General features: G+C 68.8%; 12 protein-coding genes, 1 tRNA gene and 1 pseudogene. 9 read left to right on the top strand and 5 right to left on the bottom strand.

Features of this window, described 5'->3' with window-relative positions:
• Positions 1 to 20 precede the first annotated feature (20 nt).
• Both ACIGXX_RS15140 and ACIGXX_RS15135 read left to right on the top strand, forming a co-directional pair.
• Positions 21 to 1,001, top strand: a complete 981-nt coding sequence (locus ACIGXX_RS15140; RefSeq protein ID WP_351166931.1) for an ArsA-related P-loop ATPase — start codon at positions 21 to 23, stop codon at positions 999 to 1,001.
• Positions 998 to 2,407 carry an ArsA family ATPase gene (locus tag ACIGXX_RS15135; protein ID WP_351166933.1) on the top strand — a complete coding sequence of 470 codons (1,410 nt, stop codon included), beginning with the start codon at positions 998 to 1,000 and terminating at the stop codon, positions 2,405 to 2,407. Before ACIGXX_RS15140 ends, ACIGXX_RS15135 begins: the two co-directional genes overlap by 4 nt.
• A 67-nt stretch (positions 2,408 to 2,474) precedes the next feature.
• Here the strand turns inward: ACIGXX_RS15135 and ACIGXX_RS15130 are convergent, their stop codons facing one another.
• Together ACIGXX_RS15130 and ACIGXX_RS15125 are read right to left on the bottom strand one after the other, a co-directional pair.
• The gene (locus ACIGXX_RS15130) at positions 2,475 to 2,819 is read right to left on the bottom strand and encodes a WhiB family transcriptional regulator (protein WP_167828965.1); all 345 of its coding nucleotides are present in this window, start codon (positions 2,817 to 2,819) and stop codon (positions 2,475 to 2,477) included.
• 459 nt (positions 2,820 to 3,278) lie between these two features.
• On the bottom strand, positions 3,279 to 4,505 hold the full coding sequence (locus ACIGXX_RS15125; protein ID WP_399975810.1) for an IS110 family transposase: 1,227 nt from the start codon (positions 4,503 to 4,505) through the stop codon (positions 3,279 to 3,281).
• Positions 4,506 to 5,213: 708 nt separating this feature from the next.
• Between ACIGXX_RS15125 and ACIGXX_RS15120 the strand changes: the two genes are divergently transcribed.
• Positions 5,214 to 6,452, top strand: a complete 1,239-nt coding sequence (locus ACIGXX_RS15120) for an IS110 family transposase (RefSeq protein ID WP_399975807.1) — start codon at positions 5,214 to 5,216, stop codon at positions 6,450 to 6,452.
• Between the two features lie 50 nt (positions 6,453 to 6,502).
• Entirely contained in the window at positions 6,503 to 8,797 is a 2,295-nt protein-coding gene (locus tag ACIGXX_RS15115; RefSeq protein WP_399975804.1) for a transglycosylase domain-containing protein, read from the top strand.
• Between the two features lie 298 nt (positions 8,798 to 9,095).
• Here the strand turns inward: ACIGXX_RS15115 and ACIGXX_RS15110 are convergent, their stop codons facing one another.
• Complete coding sequence (locus ACIGXX_RS15110) at positions 9,096 to 9,560, bottom strand: GatB/YqeY domain-containing protein (protein WP_351166937.1); 465 nt, start codon at positions 9,558 to 9,560, stop codon at positions 9,096 to 9,098.
• A gap of 75 nt (positions 9,561 to 9,635) precedes the next feature.
• On the opposite strand from ACIGXX_RS15110, the gene ACIGXX_RS15105 reads away from it, so the two are divergent.
• Together ACIGXX_RS15105 and ACIGXX_RS15100 are read left to right on the top strand one after the other, a co-directional pair.
• A complete protein-coding gene (locus ACIGXX_RS15105) occupies positions 9,636 to 10,562 on the top strand; it encodes a metallophosphoesterase (protein ID WP_351166939.1) in 927 nt (308 codons plus the stop codon).
• A gap of 144 nt (positions 10,563 to 10,706) precedes the next feature.
• A tRNA-Pro gene (locus ACIGXX_RS15100) sits at positions 10,707 to 10,780 on the top strand.
• Positions 10,781 to 10,859: 79 nt separating this feature from the next.
• Here ACIGXX_RS15100 and ACIGXX_RS15095 read toward each other — a convergent pair.
• A pseudogene (locus tag ACIGXX_RS15095) lies at positions 10,860 to 10,973 on the bottom strand (site-specific integrase); the annotation flags it as partial.
• Positions 10,974 to 11,186: 213 nt separating this feature from the next.
• Between ACIGXX_RS15095 and ACIGXX_RS15090 the strand changes: the two are divergent.
• A complete protein-coding gene (locus tag ACIGXX_RS15090; RefSeq protein ID WP_366461552.1) occupies positions 11,187 to 11,747 on the top strand; it encodes an HNH endonuclease in 561 nt (186 codons plus the stop codon).
• A gap of 310 nt (positions 11,748 to 12,057) precedes the next feature.
• Here the strand turns inward: ACIGXX_RS15090 and ACIGXX_RS15085 are convergent, their stop codons facing one another.
• A complete protein-coding gene (locus ACIGXX_RS15085) occupies positions 12,058 to 13,344 on the bottom strand; it encodes a serine hydrolase domain-containing protein (protein WP_399975800.1) in 1,287 nt (428 codons plus the stop codon).
• A 710-nt stretch (positions 13,345 to 14,054) separates the two neighbouring features.
• Between ACIGXX_RS15085 and ACIGXX_RS15080 the strand changes: the two genes are divergently transcribed.
• The gene (locus ACIGXX_RS15080) at positions 14,055 to 18,095 is read left to right on the top strand and encodes an AAA family ATPase (RefSeq protein WP_399975797.1); all 4,041 of its coding nucleotides are present in this window, start codon (positions 14,055 to 14,057) and stop codon (positions 18,093 to 18,095) included.
• Positions 18,096 to 18,525: 430 nt separating this feature from the next.
• Positions 18,526 to 19,314 carry a GntR family transcriptional regulator gene (locus ACIGXX_RS15075; protein WP_361467807.1) on the top strand — a complete coding sequence of 263 codons (789 nt, stop codon included), beginning with the start codon at positions 18,526 to 18,528 and terminating at the stop codon, positions 19,312 to 19,314.
• The last annotated feature ends 2 nt before the right edge of the window (positions 19,315 to 19,316 follow it).

The raw sequence follows: 19,316 nt of genomic DNA, 5'->3' as shown, positions 1-19,316 counted from the left end.
GACTGGTTAGGCTCGGAAGTGTGAGCAGGCTCCAGGTCGTCAGCGGCAAGGGCGGTACCGGCAAGACCACGGTGGCCGCCGCACTCGCGCTCGCCCTCGCGACGGAGGGCAAGCGCACCCTCCTCGTGGAGGTCGAGGGCAGACAAGGCATCGCGCAGCTCTTCGAGACCGAAGCGCTGCCGTATGAGGAGCGGAAGATCGCCGTCGCTCCCGGGGGCGGGGAGGTGTACGCCCTCGCCATCGATCCAGAACTGGCGTTGCTCGACTACCTCCAGATGTTCTACAAGCTGGGGGGCGCGGGTCGCGCGCTCAAGAAACTCGGCGCCATCGACTTCGCCACCACCGTCGCGCCCGGTCTGCGGGACGTCCTGCTGACCGGCAAGGCCTGCGAAGCCGTACGCCGCAAGGACAAGAACGGTCGGTACGCGTACGACTGCGTGGTGATGGACGCGCCGCCCACCGGCCGCATCACGCGCTTCCTGAACGTGAACGACGAGGTCGCGGGGCTCGCCAAGATCGGGCCCATACACAATCAGGCGCAGGCCGTGATGCGCGTCCTGAAGTCACCGGAGACAGCCGTCCACTTGGTGACGCTCCTCGAAGAGATGCCCGTCCAGGAGACCGCCGACGGGATCACCGAGCTGCGCGCCGCCAAGCTCCCCGTGGGGCGCGTCATCGTGAACATGGTGCGGCCCGCGCTGCTCGACGAGGCCGCCCTGGAGCTCGGGCTCGACCGGACCCCGCGGGCGGCCATCGCCAAGTCCCTGTCCGGCGCCGGACTCGGCGGGGCCCGCCGCGGCGGTGTCGCCGAGCGGCTCGTCGACCCGCTCCTGGAGCAGGCCGCCGAGTACGCCGAGCGGTACGCCCTAGAGCGCTCCCAGCGGGCCGTCCTGGGCGAGCTGGACCTCCCTCTGCACGAACTCCCCCTGCTGGCCGGGGGAATGGACCTGGCGGGGCTCTACGAACTCGCCACGGAACTGCGGAAGCAAGGGATCGCATGACCTCCGACGCGGCACGAGACCCGGACACGACACGCCCCCTGGACCCGGCCCGCACGCTCGACGTGGACGCCCTCCTGGACGACCCGAAGACCCGCATCGTGGTGTGCTGCGGCTCCGGAGGCGTCGGCAAGACGACCACGGCGGCCGCGCTCGGCCTGCGCGCCGCCGAACGGGGCCGCAAGGTCGTCGTGCTGACCATCGACCCGGCGCGCCGGCTCGCCCAGTCCATGGGGATCGACTCGCTCGACAACGTCCCGCGCCGGGTGAAGGCGGTCGACGGCGACGGCGAGCTGCACGCCATGATGCTCGACATGAAGCGCACCTTCGACGAGATCGTCGAGGCGCACGCGGACAAGGAGCGGGCGAGCGCGATCCTCGGCAACCCCTTCTACCAGTCGCTTTCGGCGGGCTTCGCGGGCACGCAGGAGTACATGGCGATGGAGAAGCTGGGGCAGCTGCGCTCCCGCGACGAGTGGGACCTGATCGTCGTCGACACGCCGCCGTCACGCTCGGCCCTGGACTTCCTCGACGCGCCCAAGCGCCTCGGCTCCTTCCTGGACGGGAAGCTGATCCGGGTGCTCATGGCCCCGGCGAAGGTGGGCGGCCGGGCCGGGATGAGGTTCCTGAACGCCGGGATGTCGATGATGACGGGGGCGCTCGGCAAGCTGCTCGGCGGGCAACTGCTGCGTGACGTCCAGACGTTCGTGGCCGCCATGGACACCATGTTCGGCGGCTTCCGCACCCGCGCGGACGCCACGTACCGGCTGCTCCAGGCGCCGGGCACGTCGTTCCTCGTGGTGGCGTCGCCGGAGCGGGACGCGCTGCGCGAGGCGGCGTACTTCGTGGAGCGCCTGGCGGCCGACCACATGCCGCTGGCCGGTCTCGTCCTGAACCGCGTGCACCGCAGCGGCGCCGCCCAGCTGTCGGCCGAACGGGCGCTTGCCGCCGCGGAAAATCTTGATGAGAGCCGCATTGTGGATCAGGAGGACGGGAAGGTTGGAGTGCGTACCTCCCACGAGGCTCCCGGCGACTCCCCCGAGACCCCCGGTAGTTCCGAGACCCCCGCATCTTCTGAAGAACCCTCAGAATCCTCAGAACCCGCCGCAGCACCTTCCGAACTTCACGACGCGTCGCTCCATGACGTGTCGCTCCGTGACGCGTCGCTCCATGACGCGCATCCGCCCGTGGCACAGCTGACCGCCGGTCTGCTGCGGCTGCACGCGGAACGAATGCAGCTGCTCGCGCGCGAACAGCGCACGCGTGATCGGTTCACCGCGCTCCACCCCGAGGTGGCTGTTGCCGAAGTGACGGCGCTGCCGGGCGACGTGCACGACCTGGCAGGCCTTCGGGCCATCGGGGACCGGCTCGCGGCCGGTAGTGATGGTGATCCGGCCGGAGCTTCCTGAGCAGCAGGAATGCCCCACTGCCACGCGTCCGGTGGGGTCTCCCCCACCGCCACGCGGCGGACGGGCGCTAACCCACTGCCGCGTAGCTCTCGTACGTCTCGTCGTCCTCCAAGTCCACGGGCAGCAGGCCCGCGCCACGCTCGTACTCGGAGCGCGCCGTCTCCAGCAGACGGCGCCACGAGGTGACCGTAGGACGCCTGCGCAACAGTGCGCGGCGCTCCCGCTCAGTCATGCCACCCCACACGCCGAATTCGACGCGGTTGTCCAGCGCGTCGGCCAGGCACTCCGTGCGCACCGGGCAGCCGGTGCACACCGCCTTGGCCCTGTTCTGCGCTGCTCCTTGAACGAACAGTTCATCTGGATCGGTAGTGCGGCAGGCCGCCTGCGCACTCCAGTCGGTTACCCAGCCCATACCGGCGCCGTCCTCTCCCGAATCGAGGCTCCCCCACGGCGGCAGCGGCATATTCACCGCCGCCAGTTGAGGACGTTACGGAAGGTGGGCACAGCGCAACACCCCCTTCGGGCCCAATCTTGAATGGCCCGAACGGACTATGCGTAAGCGGCAGATCACCCGACGGAGTGAGCTGGCGACATGCGTGATTAACCCGGCAAATGCGGGCACTTCAGCTGAGTCACAACGGGCATCGAATGCCGCATGAGGCGAATTCGGGCACTTCCCCGGGCATATTCCGAGCTCGTTCCACGCTCGATCCGAGCCCCGGAAGGGCTAGGGGGGACCCCATTCGGGATTCGGGACCGACGGAGGGGTTGTTGCCGAACCGCACTGCTGTGACAGTTGAGAGCAGCTTAGGCCAAGGCATTGAGGCCTGTCCGGCGAATCAGAACGTAGACACCTCACGATGCCAACGCGTCAAGCGGCGGCCGCGAGTTGGGTGGGGAAGGCGGTGCTCTCGTCGAACAGGCTGCGGTGCTGGAGACAGTGGTAGAGCTGGCCGAGGAAGCGGTTGAAGAGATTGCGTTGTGCAGCTGCGTGCCAGTCGCCGACCTCGCGACGGCGCCGGTAGTGGGCATTCGCGCCGGGTGAGCCACGCAGGGAGGCGAAGGCCCAGAGGTATCCAGCGTGGTTGAGTCGGTCGTTCTTCACGCGGCGTCGGCTGATGTTCGACTTCTTGCCGGAAGCTCTGGTGACGGGCGAGGCGCCTGCGTAGGCCTTGAGGCCGCGGGCGTCGGCGAAGCGGGTGTGGTCGTCCCCGATCTCAGCGAGGACCCGGGCGGCGAGCTGGATGCCGAGGCCGGGGAAACTCAGCAGGATCTCGGCGTCCGGGTGCTGAGGGAACTCCTCGTCCACCGCTTCCGCGAGGTTGTCGGCCGCGGTGCAGGCCGCGTCAAGCTGGAGGAGGAGGGCGAGCATCTGCTTGCCGAGGGCATCCTCGACGAGCGGCAGCTGATGGGCCCACTCAGCTCGGAACACATCGCGGAGGCGGTCAGCCTCCGCCTCGATGCCGCGCTTGCGGCCGGCGCGCTTGAGGGCAGCCTGGATCTGGGTGCGGGTCCGCCGTGCGGCCCGGGTGGGGGTCGGTGCGGTCTTCAGGAGCTCACGGGCCTCGGGCCGACACAGGCCGCCTGCCCACGCCATGAAGGCCTCCAGGGCGGCGGGGTAGTACTCGCGCAGCAGGGAACGCAGCCGGTTGGCGAGCTGCTGCCGGTTCCATAGCGAGTCCTGCTGGGCGCGGGCGAGGACGGCGATGGCGCGGCCGAGTTCAGAATCCTCGGGCAGTGGCCGGTGAGCGTGCATGTCCGTGCGCAGGATGTTCGCCAGGACCAGGGCGTCGCCGGGGTCGGACTTCTTGCGCGAGACCGCGTGCCGGTCGCGGTAACGAGCGGCGGCCATCGGGTTGATCGCATAGACCGTCCGCTTGCCGGTTCGCAGCACGGCGACGAGCAGGCCGCGGGAGGTCTCGATCGCGACTGGGATCGGGTTCTCCTCGGTGTCGCCGTGCTCGGCGAGTAACTCCAGGAGCAGCTTGTATCCGGTCGCGTCGTCGGTGATGTGCCGCTTGGCCAGTAATCGGCCGCTGTCGTCGACCAGGGCGACGTCGTGGGTCCGTTCCGCCCAGTCGATGCCACAGTAGATCAAGGTCTTCCCCTCCCGCTGTACTGATGTTTGCGCTGGTCACGAGCGCATGTGGGCCACGCGAGCGAGCTAATCCCAGGCATCAATCACCTCGTGAATGTGCCGCCACCTCACTAGCCGTTCATGGCGCCAGCGCACCACGCGGGCCCCGGTCTTACACGAGAGCTCAGGCGGCTCGCGCGTTACGAGAGGTCACCACGCAGTGGGCTCGTACTACGAACACCAACGAGGGATCATGAAGGAGGGTGGTGGCGCCCACGAGGACGCCGAACGTCGCCGGTCTTCTCAGAGGCATCGACCGCCAGCTGTGTCATAGACGTCCGTTCGGCGCCCGCGAGACCGCCACCACCCAGGCATCGGACCGTGCATCGATCTACGTTGAGGCGTTACCCGCCCGGCTGCCCTAGACGTCACGATCCGGTACTCGAACATCCCGAGGAACACCCGCTGCCTCGGAAGGCCCTTAACTACGGATTAGCAATCCGAGCGCCCTGCGCGCGCCGCCCTGAGGGCGCGAAAATGGGCCTGCGGCCGTCTGGTTGACGTCGTTCAGCCTTGGCGCGTCCGAGCCCGTGGATTAGCAAGACGCTGGAGATCACTCGACAGGCACCCGGAAGTGTTGCTTCGAGCACGAGTATCAGGATCTTTCGCCTTCCGGATCTCCCCGGGCGGCCGTGCTCGGGGCGAACGGCCGGAGGAGGTGCCGGAAGAGTGGATGTGGTCTACGAGCGGTGCGCGGGGATCGACATCAGCAAGGTCGACGTCAAGGTCTGTATCCGCGTGCCCGGTTCCGGCAAGCGGCGCCGCACCGAGGTGCGCACCTTCACCTCGATGACCTCCGGCCTGCTGGCCATGCGGGACTGGCTGCTCACCGAGGGCGTCACCCTGGTGGGGATGGAGGCGACCGGCATCTACTGGAAGCCCGTCTTCTACCTGCTTGAGAACGACATGGAGTGCTGGCTGCTCAACGCCCGCCACATGAAGGCCGTCCCCGGCCGCAAGACCGACGTGAAGGACTCCGAGTGGATCGCCAAACTCGTCGAGCACGGGCTGGTCCGCCCCTCCTTCGTACCGCCGGAGCCGATCCGTCAGCTCCGTGACCTGACCCGCTACCGCACCGAGGTGATCCGCGAGCGCACCCGCGAGGCCCAGCGGCTGGAGAAGCTCCTCGAAGACGCCGGTATCAAGCTGTCCAGCGTGGTCACCGACATCCTCGGCGTCTCCGGGCGGGACATGCTGGAGGCGTTGATCGGTGGGGAACGCGATCCACAAGCGCTCGCCGAACTGGCCAAACGCCGCCTGCGGTTGAAGATCCCGGCACTCGTCGAGGCCCTGACCGGCCGCTTCGGTGACCATCACGCCTTCCTCGCCCGCGCGATGCTGGACCGGATCGACGCCGCCACCGCCATGGAGATCCGGCTGAGCGCCCGTATCGGAGCCGCCGTCAAACCGATGCGCCGCAGCGTCGAGCTGTTGGTCACCATTCCCGGTGTCAGCACCCGTCTCGCCGAGGTCGTCCTGGCCGAGATCGGCCCAGACATGTCCCGCTTCCCTTCGGTAGATCACCTCGTCTCCTGGGCCGGAGTCTGTCCGGGCAACCATGAGTCCGCCGGCCGCCAGCCCACCGGACGGACCCGGCACGGCGATCCCTGGCTCAAGGCCGCCCTCGGGCAAGGCGCCATGGCTGCTGCCCGCACCAAGAACACCTACCTCGCGGCCCGCTACCGACGCCTGGTCGCCCGCCGAGGCAAACGCCGTGCGGTGGTCGCCCTGGAGCACTCCATCCTCATCGCCGTCTGGTACATGCTCACCGACGACGTCCCCCACGCCGACCTCGGCGGTGACTACTTCCTGGAACGCACCGGCAAGACCCGCGCCACCCGGCGGCTGGTCAGCCAGCTCAACCAGCTCGGCTACCAGGTCACTTTGCAACCCGTCGAAGCCGCCTGACCAGCCTCGCGGTATTTGCCTTCCATGAATTTTCGTATCAGGCTGCCCCCATGGGAAAGAAGCGCTCGGGCGGTGGTCTGTCACCAACTCAGCAGGCCGCGAAGTTCCTAGGTGTCAGCGTGCTCGCGGGAGCCGTGCTGGCAGGTATCGCCCTGCCCGCGGCCGGCGCGCTCGGCCTCGCGGCGAAGGGATCGGTCGAGGGATTCGACGAGATCCCCTCCAACTTGAAGCAGCCGCCGCTGAGTCAGCGCACCACGATCCTGGACAACAAGGGCGGCTCCATCGCCACGGTCTACTCACGTGACCGCACCGTGGTGCCGCTCGAGGAGATCTCTCCTTACATGCAGAAGGCGATCGTCGCGATCGAGGACTCGCGCTTCTACGAACACGGCGCGGTCGACGCCAAGGGCATCCTGCGCGCGCTGAACCAGAACGCGCAGAGCGGCGGCGTCTCCCAGGGCGCGTCCACGCTCACCCAGCAGTACGTGAAGAACGTCTTCGTCGAGGAGGCGGGCGACGACCCGACCAAGGTCGCCGAAGCCACCCAGCAGACCCTCGGGCGCAAGATCCGCGAGCTGAAGTACGCGATCCAGGTCGAGGACAAGCTGGGCAAGAAGCGCATCCTCAGCAACTACCTGAACATCACCTACTTCGGACAGCAGGCGTACGGAGTCGAGGCCGCGGCCCAGCGCTACTTCTCCAAGCCCGCCAAGAGCCTCCAGGTCCAGGAGGCCGCGCTGCTCGCCGGCATCGTGCAGTCCCCCAGCCGGTACGACCCCGTGAACGACACGGAGGAAGCCACCAAGCGGCGCAACACGGTGCTCCAGCGGATGGCGGAGACGCACGACATCACGCAGGCGGAGGCCGCCGCGGCGAAGGAGACCCCGCTCGGCCTGAAGGTGAGCAGGCCCAAGAACGGCTGCATCACGGCGGTCAGCGGCGCCGGGTTCTTCTGTGACTACGTACGCGAGGTCTTCCTCTCCGACCCGGTCTTCGGCAAGACCAAGGAGGAGCGAGCCAAGGTCTGGAACCAGGGCGGTCTGCGGATCAAGACCACGCTCGACCCCCAGGCACAGCAGTCCGTGCAGGCCTCGATAAAGGATCACGTCAACCAGTCCGACGACGTGGCCACGGCGGCCACCATCGTCGAGCCGGGCAGCGGCAAGATCCTGGGCATGGGCCAGTCGCGGCCCTACGGCATCAACCTCAAGGACAACGAGACCTCGATGAACCTGTCCGTGGACAACTCCATGGGCGGTGGCGCGGGGTACCAGCCGGGGTCGACCTTCAAGCCGATCGTGGCCGCGGCCGCCCTCGAGGGCGGAATGCCGCCCACGAAGAGCTACGGCTCTCCGTACGAGATGCCGTACCCGAAGAGCGTCGCGGCGTGCGACGGCAAGAAGTGGCTGAACTCGGGCAACGCGAAGCTCACGAACGAGAACGAGTCCGAGGTCGGCCCCTACGGCATGAAGGAAGCGACCGCGAAGTCGGTCAACACCTACTACGTGGAGCTGATCGGCGACATCGGCATCTGCCCGGTGACGAAGATGGCCGAGCGGATGGGCGTCGAGCGGGCCGACGGCAGGAAGATGGACCAGGCGCCGTCGATCGCGCTCGGCACCCAGGAGATGTCGCCGCTGACGATGGCGGGCGCGTACGCGACGTTCGCCGCGCGCGGCAAGTACTGCTCGCCCGTCGCGATCGAGTCGATCGCCGGTCCGGGCGGCACGTCGCTGCCGGTGCCGAAGTCGACGTGCTCGCGCGCGATGTCGGCGAAGACGGCCGACACGATCAACACCCTCCTGAAGGGCGTGGTCGAGGACGGAACGGGCCAGCAGGCCGGCCTCGGCTCCCGCCCGAGCGCGGGCAAGACGGGTACGACCGACTTCCGCTACGCCGCCTGGTTCGTGGGCTACACCCCGAACATGTCGGGCGCGGTCTGGGTCGGCGACCCGCAGCACAAGCGGCAGATGGTCGACATCACCATCGGCGGAGTCCCGTACGACAAGGTCTTCGGTGGTGAGGTCCCGGGTCCGATCTGGCGGGACGCGATGAGCGGGGCGCTGGCGGGCAAGACCGCGCCGGGCTTCAACACCGTTCACATCCCGGACGGCAAGGACAAGGACAAGGACAAGGACAAGCCGCACGACGACAACAAGCCGGGCGGCGGCGGTCACGACGGTGGTGGCGGTGGCGGCAGCAACAACGGCGGTGGCGGCGGGGGCGGCGATCCCTGGCCGGACATCACCCTGCCGCCGGATGTCATCGGCGGTGGCGGGAACGGTGGGAATGGCGGGAACGGCGGGAACGGCAATGGGGGCGGGATCGGCGGTTGGGGCCAGTAGTCGGCTCCGCCGGTTCCTGTAGTGCATGGCTGAGGGCGCCCCCTGGATCAGGGGGCGCCCTCGTGTGCGTGGGCAGTGCTGGAGGTACGCGCTACGGGGGTGGCCCTACGGGAGGCGCCCTACGGGAGGTGCCCTACGGGAGTGGCCCTACCCGGGGGGGGTGCCCTACCCGGGGGGGCTCGCCTCAGCCCGCGAGCAGCTTCATGGCGACGGCGGCGACGACGCGGCCACCCTCAGCTGCGTACGCCCTACGGGAGTGCGCCTACGGGAGGCGCCCTACCCGGGGGGGCGGCCCGCCTCAGCCCGCGAGCAGCTTCTTGACGACGGCGGCGACGCGGCCACCCTCCGCCAGGCCCGCGACCTTCGGGTTCACGATCTTCATGACCTGGCCCATGGCGCGCGGCCCCTCGGCGCCGGCGGCCCTGGCCTCCTCGACGGCCTGGGCGACGATCGCCTGGAGCTCGTCCTCGGAGAGCTGCTTCGGCAGGTACTCGGCGAGGATCTCCCCCTCCGCCTTCTCCTTCTCGGCCTGCTCGGCACGGCCGCCGTTGGCGAAGGCCTCCGCGGCCTCGCGGCGCTTCTTCGCCTCGCGGGCGATCACCTTCTGCACCTCGTCGTCGGAGAGCTCGCGGGCCGTCTTGCCCGAGACCTCCTCCTTCGTGATGGCGGTGAGGGTCAGCCGGAGCGTCGAGGAGCGCAGCTCGTCACGCCCCCTGATCGCGGCGGTGAGGTCTTCCTGAAGCTTCGACTTGAGCGTGGTCATGCGGTGATTGTCGCAGGTGCCTGCCGCCCGACGCCCGCTGATTTAAGGGGCCTTCGGGTCTGACACGATGGGTGGATGCGCGCGCGATACGCAGTACCCCTGGGAATTACGGCGACGGCCGCCGCCGGTCTGGCCTACTCCGTGGGCATCGAACCCCGCTCCTTCAGACTCCGACGGATCACGGTTCCGGTCCTTCCGCCCGGGATGCGGCCGCTGCGGGTCCTCCAGGTTTCGGACATCCACATGGTGTCCGGGCAACGCAAGAAGCAGCGCTGGCTGCGCTCGCTCGCGGGGCTCCGCCCGGACTTCGTGGTCAACACCGGGGACAACCTCTCCGACCCGGAGGGCGTGCCCGAGACGCTGGACGCGCTCGGCCCGCTGATGCGGTTCCCCGGGGCGTACGTCTTCGGCTCGAACGACTACTACGGCCCCAAGCCGCGCAACCCCGCCCGCTACCTCGTCGAGAGGTCGCAGGGCAAGCACGGCCTGAACGGCAACCCGCCCGCGGTCGGCGTGATCCACAACCCGTGGGAGGACCTGCGCGACGGCTTCGACGCCGCGGGCTGGGTGAACCTGACGAACACGCGGGGCGCGCTGAAGATCGAGGGCTACGAGATCGGCCTCACGGGGATCGACGACCCGCACATCAAGCGGGACCGGTACGCGGAGGTGGCGGGCGGTCCCGAGGCGGGCGCCGACTTCTCGATGGGCATCGTGCACGCCCCGTACCTGCGCTCCCTGGACTCCTTCACGGCCGACGGCTACCCCCTGATCCTGGCCGGCCACACCCACGGCGGCCAGCTCTGCATCCCCTTCTACGGGGCGCTGGTCACCAACTGTGACCTGGACAGGAAGCGCGTGAAGGGCCTGTCGTCGCACAAGGCGGAGGGCAACACTTCCTACCTCCACGTCTCGGCTGGCTGCGGCGCGAACCGCTACACCCCGATGCGCTTCGCGTGCCCCCCCGAGGCGACGCTGCTGACGCTGACGGCGCGGGGCTGAGGGGGCTGGGCGCGGGGCCCGGCAGGCACTTCCGGCAGGGCCCCCTCAGGGGCGGCGAAAACCGGATTTCGTCTCCGGGCGCCGGTCCGCTAAAGTAATCGATGTCGCCACGACCTGCGCAGCGGGCCAGTGGAGCAACGACATCGGGGTGTAGCGCAGCTTGGCAGCGCGCTTCGTTCGGGACGAAGAGGTCGTGGGTTCAAATCCCGCCACCCCGACAGCTGAAACACCAGGTGAGGCACCTACCGACTTCGGTAGGTGCCTCACCTGTTTCTGTGTGCGTGTCTATCTGCGTGACTAGCGCTCCGGGGCCCGCTTGAAGATGCCGTCCATGACCACGGCGCCGGTCTGGATCACAGGCCGGATCTGCTTCCGATATACCTCCTCGGTCACCGATGAACGGCTCCACCCTCTCGGGCCGCGACATAGCCGCGGCGACTCGCGCGGCGACAGCTTCCAAGATCACGAACCAGGGCTGCCGCGACGCCGCACGGTCATACCCAGTCTGAACGGGCTTCACCGGCCTCTGGCGATCAGCACGATCACTACGGCCCATGCTGAAAGACCAGCGCCGAATGTCAGTGACAAGTGGCAAGGTGCCTTCACCAGACAGAGGGGGGTCCAATGTCCGTGCCAAGCAAGTGGATCATTGCCAACTTTTGGGCAGAAAGCCAAAAAATCGACCAGTTTGCTCCATACTTACAACTTGACGAGCCATGCTGTTTCGCCTGTGGCTGGTTCTCCGAATACTGGAAGAAGGCGACTCCGCAGGCCAGTTGGCGACGTGCCACGCTTGAACGGGCCCACATCGTGCCGAGGAGTCTCGGCGGCTCAGATGACGCCTCTAACCTCTTGCTCCTCTGTCGGCCATGCCATGAAGAATCGCCCGATTGGTCCGACCCAGAGCAAATGGCTCGTTGGATCGCGGCCAGGGATGACCGCCCCAGCAAGGAAGTCGAGACGTTCGTGTCCTGGCTAGCTGCCGCCGAGAAATCCCCGGAGTTCAAGGAAGCCGTTGCGTCAATAGCTACCGTCCCGGGAGCGAACGACCGTGTGATGGAACTTCTTCAGAAACTCCTACAGCAAGCAGGAACACACTTTGGCGTCGGGTTCAGCCAAGGCACCCGCGAAGCCGTGCTTCGGGCTGCGGCACTGGAGCTCCGGAGAGATGCGGACGCAACATGAACAACGCCGAGAGAACTGATCGGCTCGTACCGCCCTAAGAGGAGTGAGGTCACTCTCCGACCTGAGTGTCTAACTGCGTGACAACCAGGGCGCACAACCGCGAGCAACCGTGGACGTCAGCGGACCATCCGCGCAGGTGACAGGCACCGCAGCCCAAGGACGACAACCGTCCCAAGGTGCTTCGGGACGAAGAGGTCGTGGTTTCAGGCACCGCCACCCCGGTGGCTGAAACAGCAGGTGAGGCACCTACGGATTTCCGTAGGTGCCTCACCTGGTTTGCGTGACCTGCGCTGTGGAGCCCGCTTGGCGGCTACGGCGCTGTGGCTGTGCCGTCGTAGATGTTTTTGGGGGTGGCTGCCGTTGTGATGGCGCGGGCCAGCAGCGTGGATGGTTCCTGGCCCCCGGTTGTGATGTCGGTGTTCATCATGATGACCAGGGTGGCCTTCTGTGCGGGCAGGTAGACCGTCACGGTCTCGTAGCCCGGGATGGAGCCGTTGTGGCCGATCCAGCCGTTCGTCTTGAGGATGCCTAGGCCGTAGGTGGTGCCGGGGAAGCCGGTGGGCAGTGTCTTGAGGCGCTGCTTCTGGGTTTCGGGGCTCAGCAGTTGGCCGGTGGCCACGGACTTGGCCCAGAGGCGCAGATCGTGCAGGTTCGAGATCATCGCTCCCGCCGCCCAGGCCCAGCTGGGGTTCCAGTTCGTCGCGTCCGCGACCTCACCGCTCAGCGTCTGGTCGGTGTAGCCGCGCGGGTGCGGATGAGGGAACTCGTTGCCCTGCGGGAACAGGGTGTGGCGCAGGTTCGCCGGGTGCAGTACGCGGTGGTGGACGACGTCGGCGAGCCGGTGTCCTGTGACCTTTTCGATCACCATGCCCAGCAGGACCAGGTTGGTGTTGGAGTACTGGAACTTCTTGCCCGGGGCGAAGGTGTTGCGGTGCTTGAAGCCGTACGCGAGGGACTGGCGCGGGGTGAAGGTGCGCTGCGGGTCGCTCAGCAGGTCGCGGACGAAGCCGGCGTCCTCGGTGTAGGGGAAGAGGCCGCTGCGCATCCCCGCGAGCTGGCGCAGCGTGATGCGGTGGCCCTTGGGCACGCCCTTGACGTAGGTGGAGATCGGATCGTCCAGCTTCACCCGGCCCTCGTCCACGAGCTCGAGCAGCGCGGTGACGGTGAACGTCTTGGTCTCGCTGCCGATCCGGACGAAGGAGTCGGCGGCCATCGGGCGGCCGGTCCTGGTGTCGGCTACGCCCATGGACCGTACGTAGCAGCCCCTGCCCGGCATCCACAGGCCGACGACGGCACCGGGGATGTCCGCCTTCTTTCCGACGTCGTTCATCGCCTTGTCGAGGCGGGCCGTGAGCCCCCGCCCCAGGCTGTTCGGGCAGTCGCCCTTGTCGGGGTGGGCGGTGATCTGTCGCTGATCGGTCGCGGCCTGATCGGTGGCGGCCTGATCGGTGGCGGCCTGATCGGTGGCGGCCTGATCGGTCGCGGCCCGATCGGTGGCTACGGGATCAGCCGCTGCGGGCTGGGTCGCCGTCGGCGCCCACAAAGACGCTACGAGCAGCGCTGCACAGAGGGTACGGCGGGAGGTGGAACGTCTCATTCGGGGACGCCTCTTCCTGAACAGGGGGCGGACGTCACGAACATCACCACCTCTGCCCGCGACACAGGCCCGACCGCCCGTCCCCGGGGCAAGGAGTCCACTCGTTCGGAGCCACACCGGGCACATCATCCGGACAACGGATCGCACCGGACGACCGGCCGTGCACCCCTTCTCGCGCGCCGCGCCCCGCCCCGCCGCGTCGTTTCGGTACCGGTCCCTCCCCTGTGGGGACCGGTACCGAACGACGGGCTGCATCGATTCGCGCCATGTCGGCGTAACGGCGCGGATCGAGGAGAGACGGATCCGCAGTCCATGTGACAACGGTCCGGAGGTTCGGAGGTGATCGGCGGTATCCAGCCGCGGCCATGCGGCGTCGTCTGTCAGCTCGGTCTGCCAGCTCGGTCTGTCACCTTGGTGTGGCACCTCGGTGTGTCAGCTCGATCTGTCAGCTCGGCGTGACAGCTCTGCTTGGCACCAGGACCTGGTGGCCCGCCCTGCCGTCCTGACGTTTGCCGTCCTGCCGTCCTGACGCCCTGATGCCCTGCCGTCCTGACGCCCTGACGCTGCGCAGTTGGCCGCTATCGCTTTGTGATCCTGCCAGTCGAGGCCCCGGACGGGGAGGTTCCGCTGTCGTCCGGACCTCGTAGCCGCAGGTCAGCCGTATAAGGTGAGTTTTCCGGTCCGGACGTCCAGGCGGGGGGAAGTGAGGGGTGGAGGCCTTGAGTTCCGACTCAGGGGCACGCACGGCATTCGCGGAGCGTCTCGCGCTGCTGTACAAGGAAGCCGGTAACCCTCCCCTCCAGCGCGTGTCCGAGGCGGTCGTCCGGCATCAGCGGGTCGACGACCGAGGGCGGACCGTGCGGGTGTCCGCCCAGCGGATCAGCGACTGGCGGCGGGCCAAGAACGTGCCCGCCCAGTTCGTCGCCCTCGCAGCGGTGCTGCACGTCCTGATACCCGAAGCGCGGCGCGAGCGGCCCGCGCCGGTGTCCACGGGTCTGTACGACATGGCCCAGTGGCAGCTCCTGTGGGAGCGCGCGGTGGCCGACCCCGTCAGCGGTCGCGCCGCCCCGGCATCCGTGGACGACGAGGAACGACTTCAGGTCGAGGCCCCTGCCGCCGTCTCCGGCGTGTGTCCCTATCGCGGGCTCGCTTCGTACCGGCAGCAGGACGCCCGGTGGTTCTTCGGGCGGGAGCGCAGTACGGAGGCTCTGGTCGCTCAGCTCCGCGCGGCGGAGAAGACGGGCGGCCTGGTGATGCTCGTGGGCGCGTCAGGGGCGGGGAAGTCCTCCCTTCTCAACGCCGGGCTGGTGCCCACCCTGCGGGACGGCGCACTGAGCGACGGGGAGAGCCGGGCGGGCCCGGTCCTCCAGCTCGTACCGGGAAGCGATCCTCTCGCCGAGCTGACCCGCCAGATACCCGAGCTCGCGCCCGTCGTCTCCGCCGCCGAGGGGCCGGGGGCGGCGCGGCCTGGTACCGCGCGGTTCGCGAACGCCGTGCGCGGGGCCGTCACGGCGTGGGGGCAGCGCGAGACGTCGTCCGCCGCCCGTCCCGTCGTCATCGTGGACCAGTTCGAGGAGACGTTCACCCTCTCCTCCGACGAGGCGAGCAGGCGCACCTTCATCCAGCTTCTCCAGGCCGCGTGCTCCGCCGGTGACCCCGACGACCCGGGCGACCCCGACGACGCCGGTGACCCGGCGCCAGCCGTCGTGGTACTCGGCGTACGCGCCGACTTCTACGAGCAGTGCCTCGGGTATCCCGAGCTGGCCGACGCGCTGCAGCACCGGCACATGGTCCTGGGGCCGCTGACCCATACGGAGTTGCGCGACGCGGTGACCGGGCCGGCCAAGGCCGTCGGGCTCGAACTCGAACCGGGGCTCGCGGAACTGATCGTCCGGGAGGTGAGCACGGACGGGCCCCGCGGGACGCACGACGCGGGAGTGCTGCCGCTCCTCTCCCACGCCCTGCTCGCCACGTGGCAGCGGCGGAAGACGGGCCGGCTGACGCTGTCCGGCTACCGCGCGGCGGGCGGCATCCAGGGAGCGGTGGCGGCGAGCGCCGAGCGGGCCTGGTCCGACCTCGACCCGGCGGCCCGCACGGCCGCGAGGCTGCTCCTGCTCAGGCTGGTGCGGCTCGGCGAGGACACCCAGGCCACCCGAAGGCGCGGGACGCGGCGCCAGCTGGCCGAGGAGTCGACGGACCCCGGCAAGACCGAGGAGTCGCTCGAAGCACTCGTACGCGCCCGGCTGGTGACGCTCGACGCCGAGACCGTGGAGATCACGCATGAAGCGCTGCTCCACGCCTGGCCCCGACTTCGCGACTGGATCGACGAGGACAGGAACGACAACCTGCTGCGCCAGCGCCTGGAGGAGGACGGCAGGACGTGGGAGGACTCCGACCGCGACACGTCACTGCTCTACCGGGGCTCCCGTCTCGAACAGGCCCGTGCCTGGCGGAAGACCGCCGGTGGCACCTTCCTGACCAGAGGCGCCGTGGAGTTCCTCGCCGCTTCGGCGAAGCTCCGCAGGCGCACGGTCCTGATCACCCGCGGCGCGGTGGCGGCGCTGGTCGTTCTGTCGATGGTGGCCGTCGTCTCGGCGGTGGTCGCGTGGCAGCAGCGGGACGACGCGGTGTTCGAGCAGGTGGTCGCCGAGGCCGATCGCGCCCAGCACACGGACCCGTCGCTGTCCGCTCAACTCGACCTGGTGGCGCACAACCTGCGGCCGGACGACGAGGGCACGAAGAACCGGTTGCTCTCGATCGTGAACGCCCCGCTGGCCACCCCCCTTCTCGGCCACAAGGGCGCCGTCTACCTCACCTCGTTCAGCCCGGACGGACGGCTCCTGGCCACCGCCAGCTACGACCGGACCGTACGGCTGTGGGACGTGTCGGACCCCTCCCGCCCCAAGCCGATGGGCCAACCCCTCACCGGCCACACGAGTTGGGTGAGCAGCGCGGTCTTCGGCCCGGACGGCAAGACCCTCGCCACCGCTTCGGACGACGGGACGGTCCGGCTGTGGGACGTACAAAATCCGGACCGGCCGCGTTCGCTGGGTTCGCCCGTGAAGGGGCATGGCGGCGCGATCTACCTCGTCGCCTTCAGCCCGGACGGGCGCACGCTGGCGGCTGCCCATGACGACCACACCGTTCGGCTGTGGGACGTGGACGACCCCCGTCGGCCACAAGCGCTCGCCGCTCTGACCGGGCACACCGCCGCCGTGCGCTCCGTGGCCTTCAGCCCCGGTGGCCGCACGCTGGCAGCCGGTGGCGACAACGGCACGGTCCGGCTGTGGAGCGTCGCCGACCCGCGTCGCCCGAAGCCGATCGACAAGGTGCTGACCGGCCATACGGGCACGGTGCACTCCGTGGCCTTCAGCCCCGACGGACGGACCCTCGCCAGCGGCAGCAGGGACAACACCATCCGGCTCTGGAACGTGACCGACCCACGGCACACGAAGGCGCTCGGCGTGCCCCTCACCGGCCACACCGGCGCCGTGTGGTCCGTGTCCTTCAACCCCGCCGGGACCATGCTCGCGGCGGCCAGCGCGGACAGCACGGCGAGCCTGTGGAACGTCCGTGATCCGGCGCACCCGTCGCAGGTCGGCGAGCCTCTGGCGGGCAGCAGCGGGGAGATGTACGCCCTCGGCTTCAGCCCCGACGGGCGGACGCTCGCCACGGGGAGCGGCGACAACAAGGTCCGCCTGTGGTCGATACCGACGTCGGACATGATCGGCAGGATCGGAGCGTTCCGCCCGGACGGGAAGGTGCTCGCCACGGCCGCGCGCGACGAGCAGCTTCGGCTGTGGAACGTGCAGCGCCCCAACCGGCCCGTGCCGCTGGGCAAGCCGTTCAAGCCCTGGGACGGGGAGGTGCGTTCGCCGGTGTTCTCCCCCGACGGCCGCACCCTCGCGGTCCTGACGGGAGACCACGCGGTGCAGCTGTGGAACGTCGCCGACCCCTCTCACCCTGTCCCCCACGGGCCGCCCGTCGCGCTGCGGACGCGATTCGCGGCCGCGCTGGCCTTCAGCCCGGACGGGCGCACGCTGGCAACGGCCGACACCGACCGCACGGCTCAGCTGTGGGACGTGAGCGACCCGTCCCGTCTCCGTAGGCTCGGCGGGCCGCTCACCGGCCACAAGGGGTACGTCAATGCCCTCGTGTTCAGCACGGACGGCAAGACGCTCGCCAGCGCCGCCGCGGACGGCACGATCCGCCTCTGGAACGTGTCCGATCGGCGCCGTGCCACCCGGCTCGGCAAGCCCCTCACGGGGCATCTGGGTCCCATCAACGAACTCGCCTACAGTCCGGACGGCCGTACGTTGGCCAGTGGGAGCGACGACGGCACGGTCCGCCTGTGGCACGTCGCCGATCCCCGCGACGCGACCCAGGTGGGTTCCTCCCTCACCGGCCACACCGATGCCGTGGTGTCACTGACGTTCAGCCGGGACGGCCGGACCCTCGCCAGTGGCGGCAACGACAACACGGTCCGGCTCTGGGACGTGACCGAGCCCGCCATCGCCTCTCCCATCGGTCAATCCATGAGCCCCAACGCCAAGACGGGCAGTTTCTTGTCGTTCAGCCCGCACGGCCAGATGCTCGGAGTTTCCAGCGGCACCGATACCGTCCGGCTCTGGAACTTGGACACCGACGAGGCGATTCGCCGCATTTGCTCGACCACTCGGGACGTTCTTACGCAGGAGAAATGGCACGAATATCTGCCCCGCCTCTCGTACGCGCCGCCCTGCGAGGAGTAACGGCCCACAGCCTCTGCCCTAGGGATGACGCTACGTGATCCGTATCACAACTCCGCATTTCCACCCAGTAGTTGCCTCCCCCTACGCGAGCAGCCTTGTTACGGTTGGGGACAGCCCGATCGCTGGTGCATCCCCCGTCGCCAGCGATCGGGCGCTTTCGTGATCTCACCGCGTCCGACGCCCGATGCTTTTCGGCCCGGCGGACCCCCGAGGTCCAAATTGCGGCACGGTCGGCCGGCTATCCGCGGACCAACTCGGTGGTGAGGCCATGCTTCGCGGCGGCGGGCCTTGCATATCGCAGGTCACGCACGGATCGCTAACAAGCAAACCCGGCTTGATTTCTCGTTGAAACCGCAACGCATTCACAGTCGTCAAGACCTCTTTAGGAGTCGTATGCTGACTCGGGTCGCACGACGGGACGGTGAGCCGGATGGCGAAGGCCTACGAGAAGATCGCGGACGAGCTTCGCGCGCAGATCCGCGGCGGCCGGCTGAAGCCCGGTGACCGGCTGCCGTCCGAGGCGGACCTCATCAGGAGCTCCGGACGCAGCGGGCCGACCGTCCAGCAGGCCCTGCGGGTGCTCCAGGCCGAAGGGCTGATCGAGAAGCAGCACGGCCGCGGGACCTTCGTCCGCCGCCCACGCGCGTTGGTGCAGCGCGCCAACACCCGGCACCAGTGGGAGAAGGACCGGGCCCGCGCACCCGAGCGGCAGCGCCTGGAGACCGGTGCGACCGAGCACGACACCGGCCTCGGGGTGGGCGACCTCGTCTTCCACGCGACATACCGCGAGGTCGAGGCGTCCCAGGAGATCGCCGCGGCGCTGGGCGTCGAGCCAGGAACCGCGCTCGTCGAGCGGACCTACCGGACGCGGTACAGCGCCGAGCGCAATCCGTTCAGCCTCGTCACGTCGCATCTGATCCGCGACCTCGTCAAGGCGAACCCCGACCTCCTCGACGAGACGAAGGAGCCCTGGCCCGGCGGGACATGGAACCAGCTGCACACGGTGGGCATCGAGATCGACCGCGTCGAGGAGCGGGTGACGGCCCGGCCCCCGACCGTGGAGGAGGCGGAGGAGCTGGGCCTGCCGCCCGGCACGTCCGTCCTCGTCCTGCGCAAGACCTCGTACGACACGGACGACCGCATCGTGGAGATGTCCGTCGTCACGCTGCCCGGCGACCGCACGGAAATGCTCTTCACGACTCACTTGGAAAGGTGGTGAGC

The organism is Streptomyces sp. NPDC055243 (assembly GCF_044544025.1).
In the GTDB taxonomy this organism is placed as follows: Bacteria; Actinomycetota; Actinomycetes; order Streptomycetales; family Streptomycetaceae; genus Streptomyces.
Note: the sequence above shows the minus strand (reverse complement) of the source record. Positions and strands in the feature narration are given on the sequence as shown.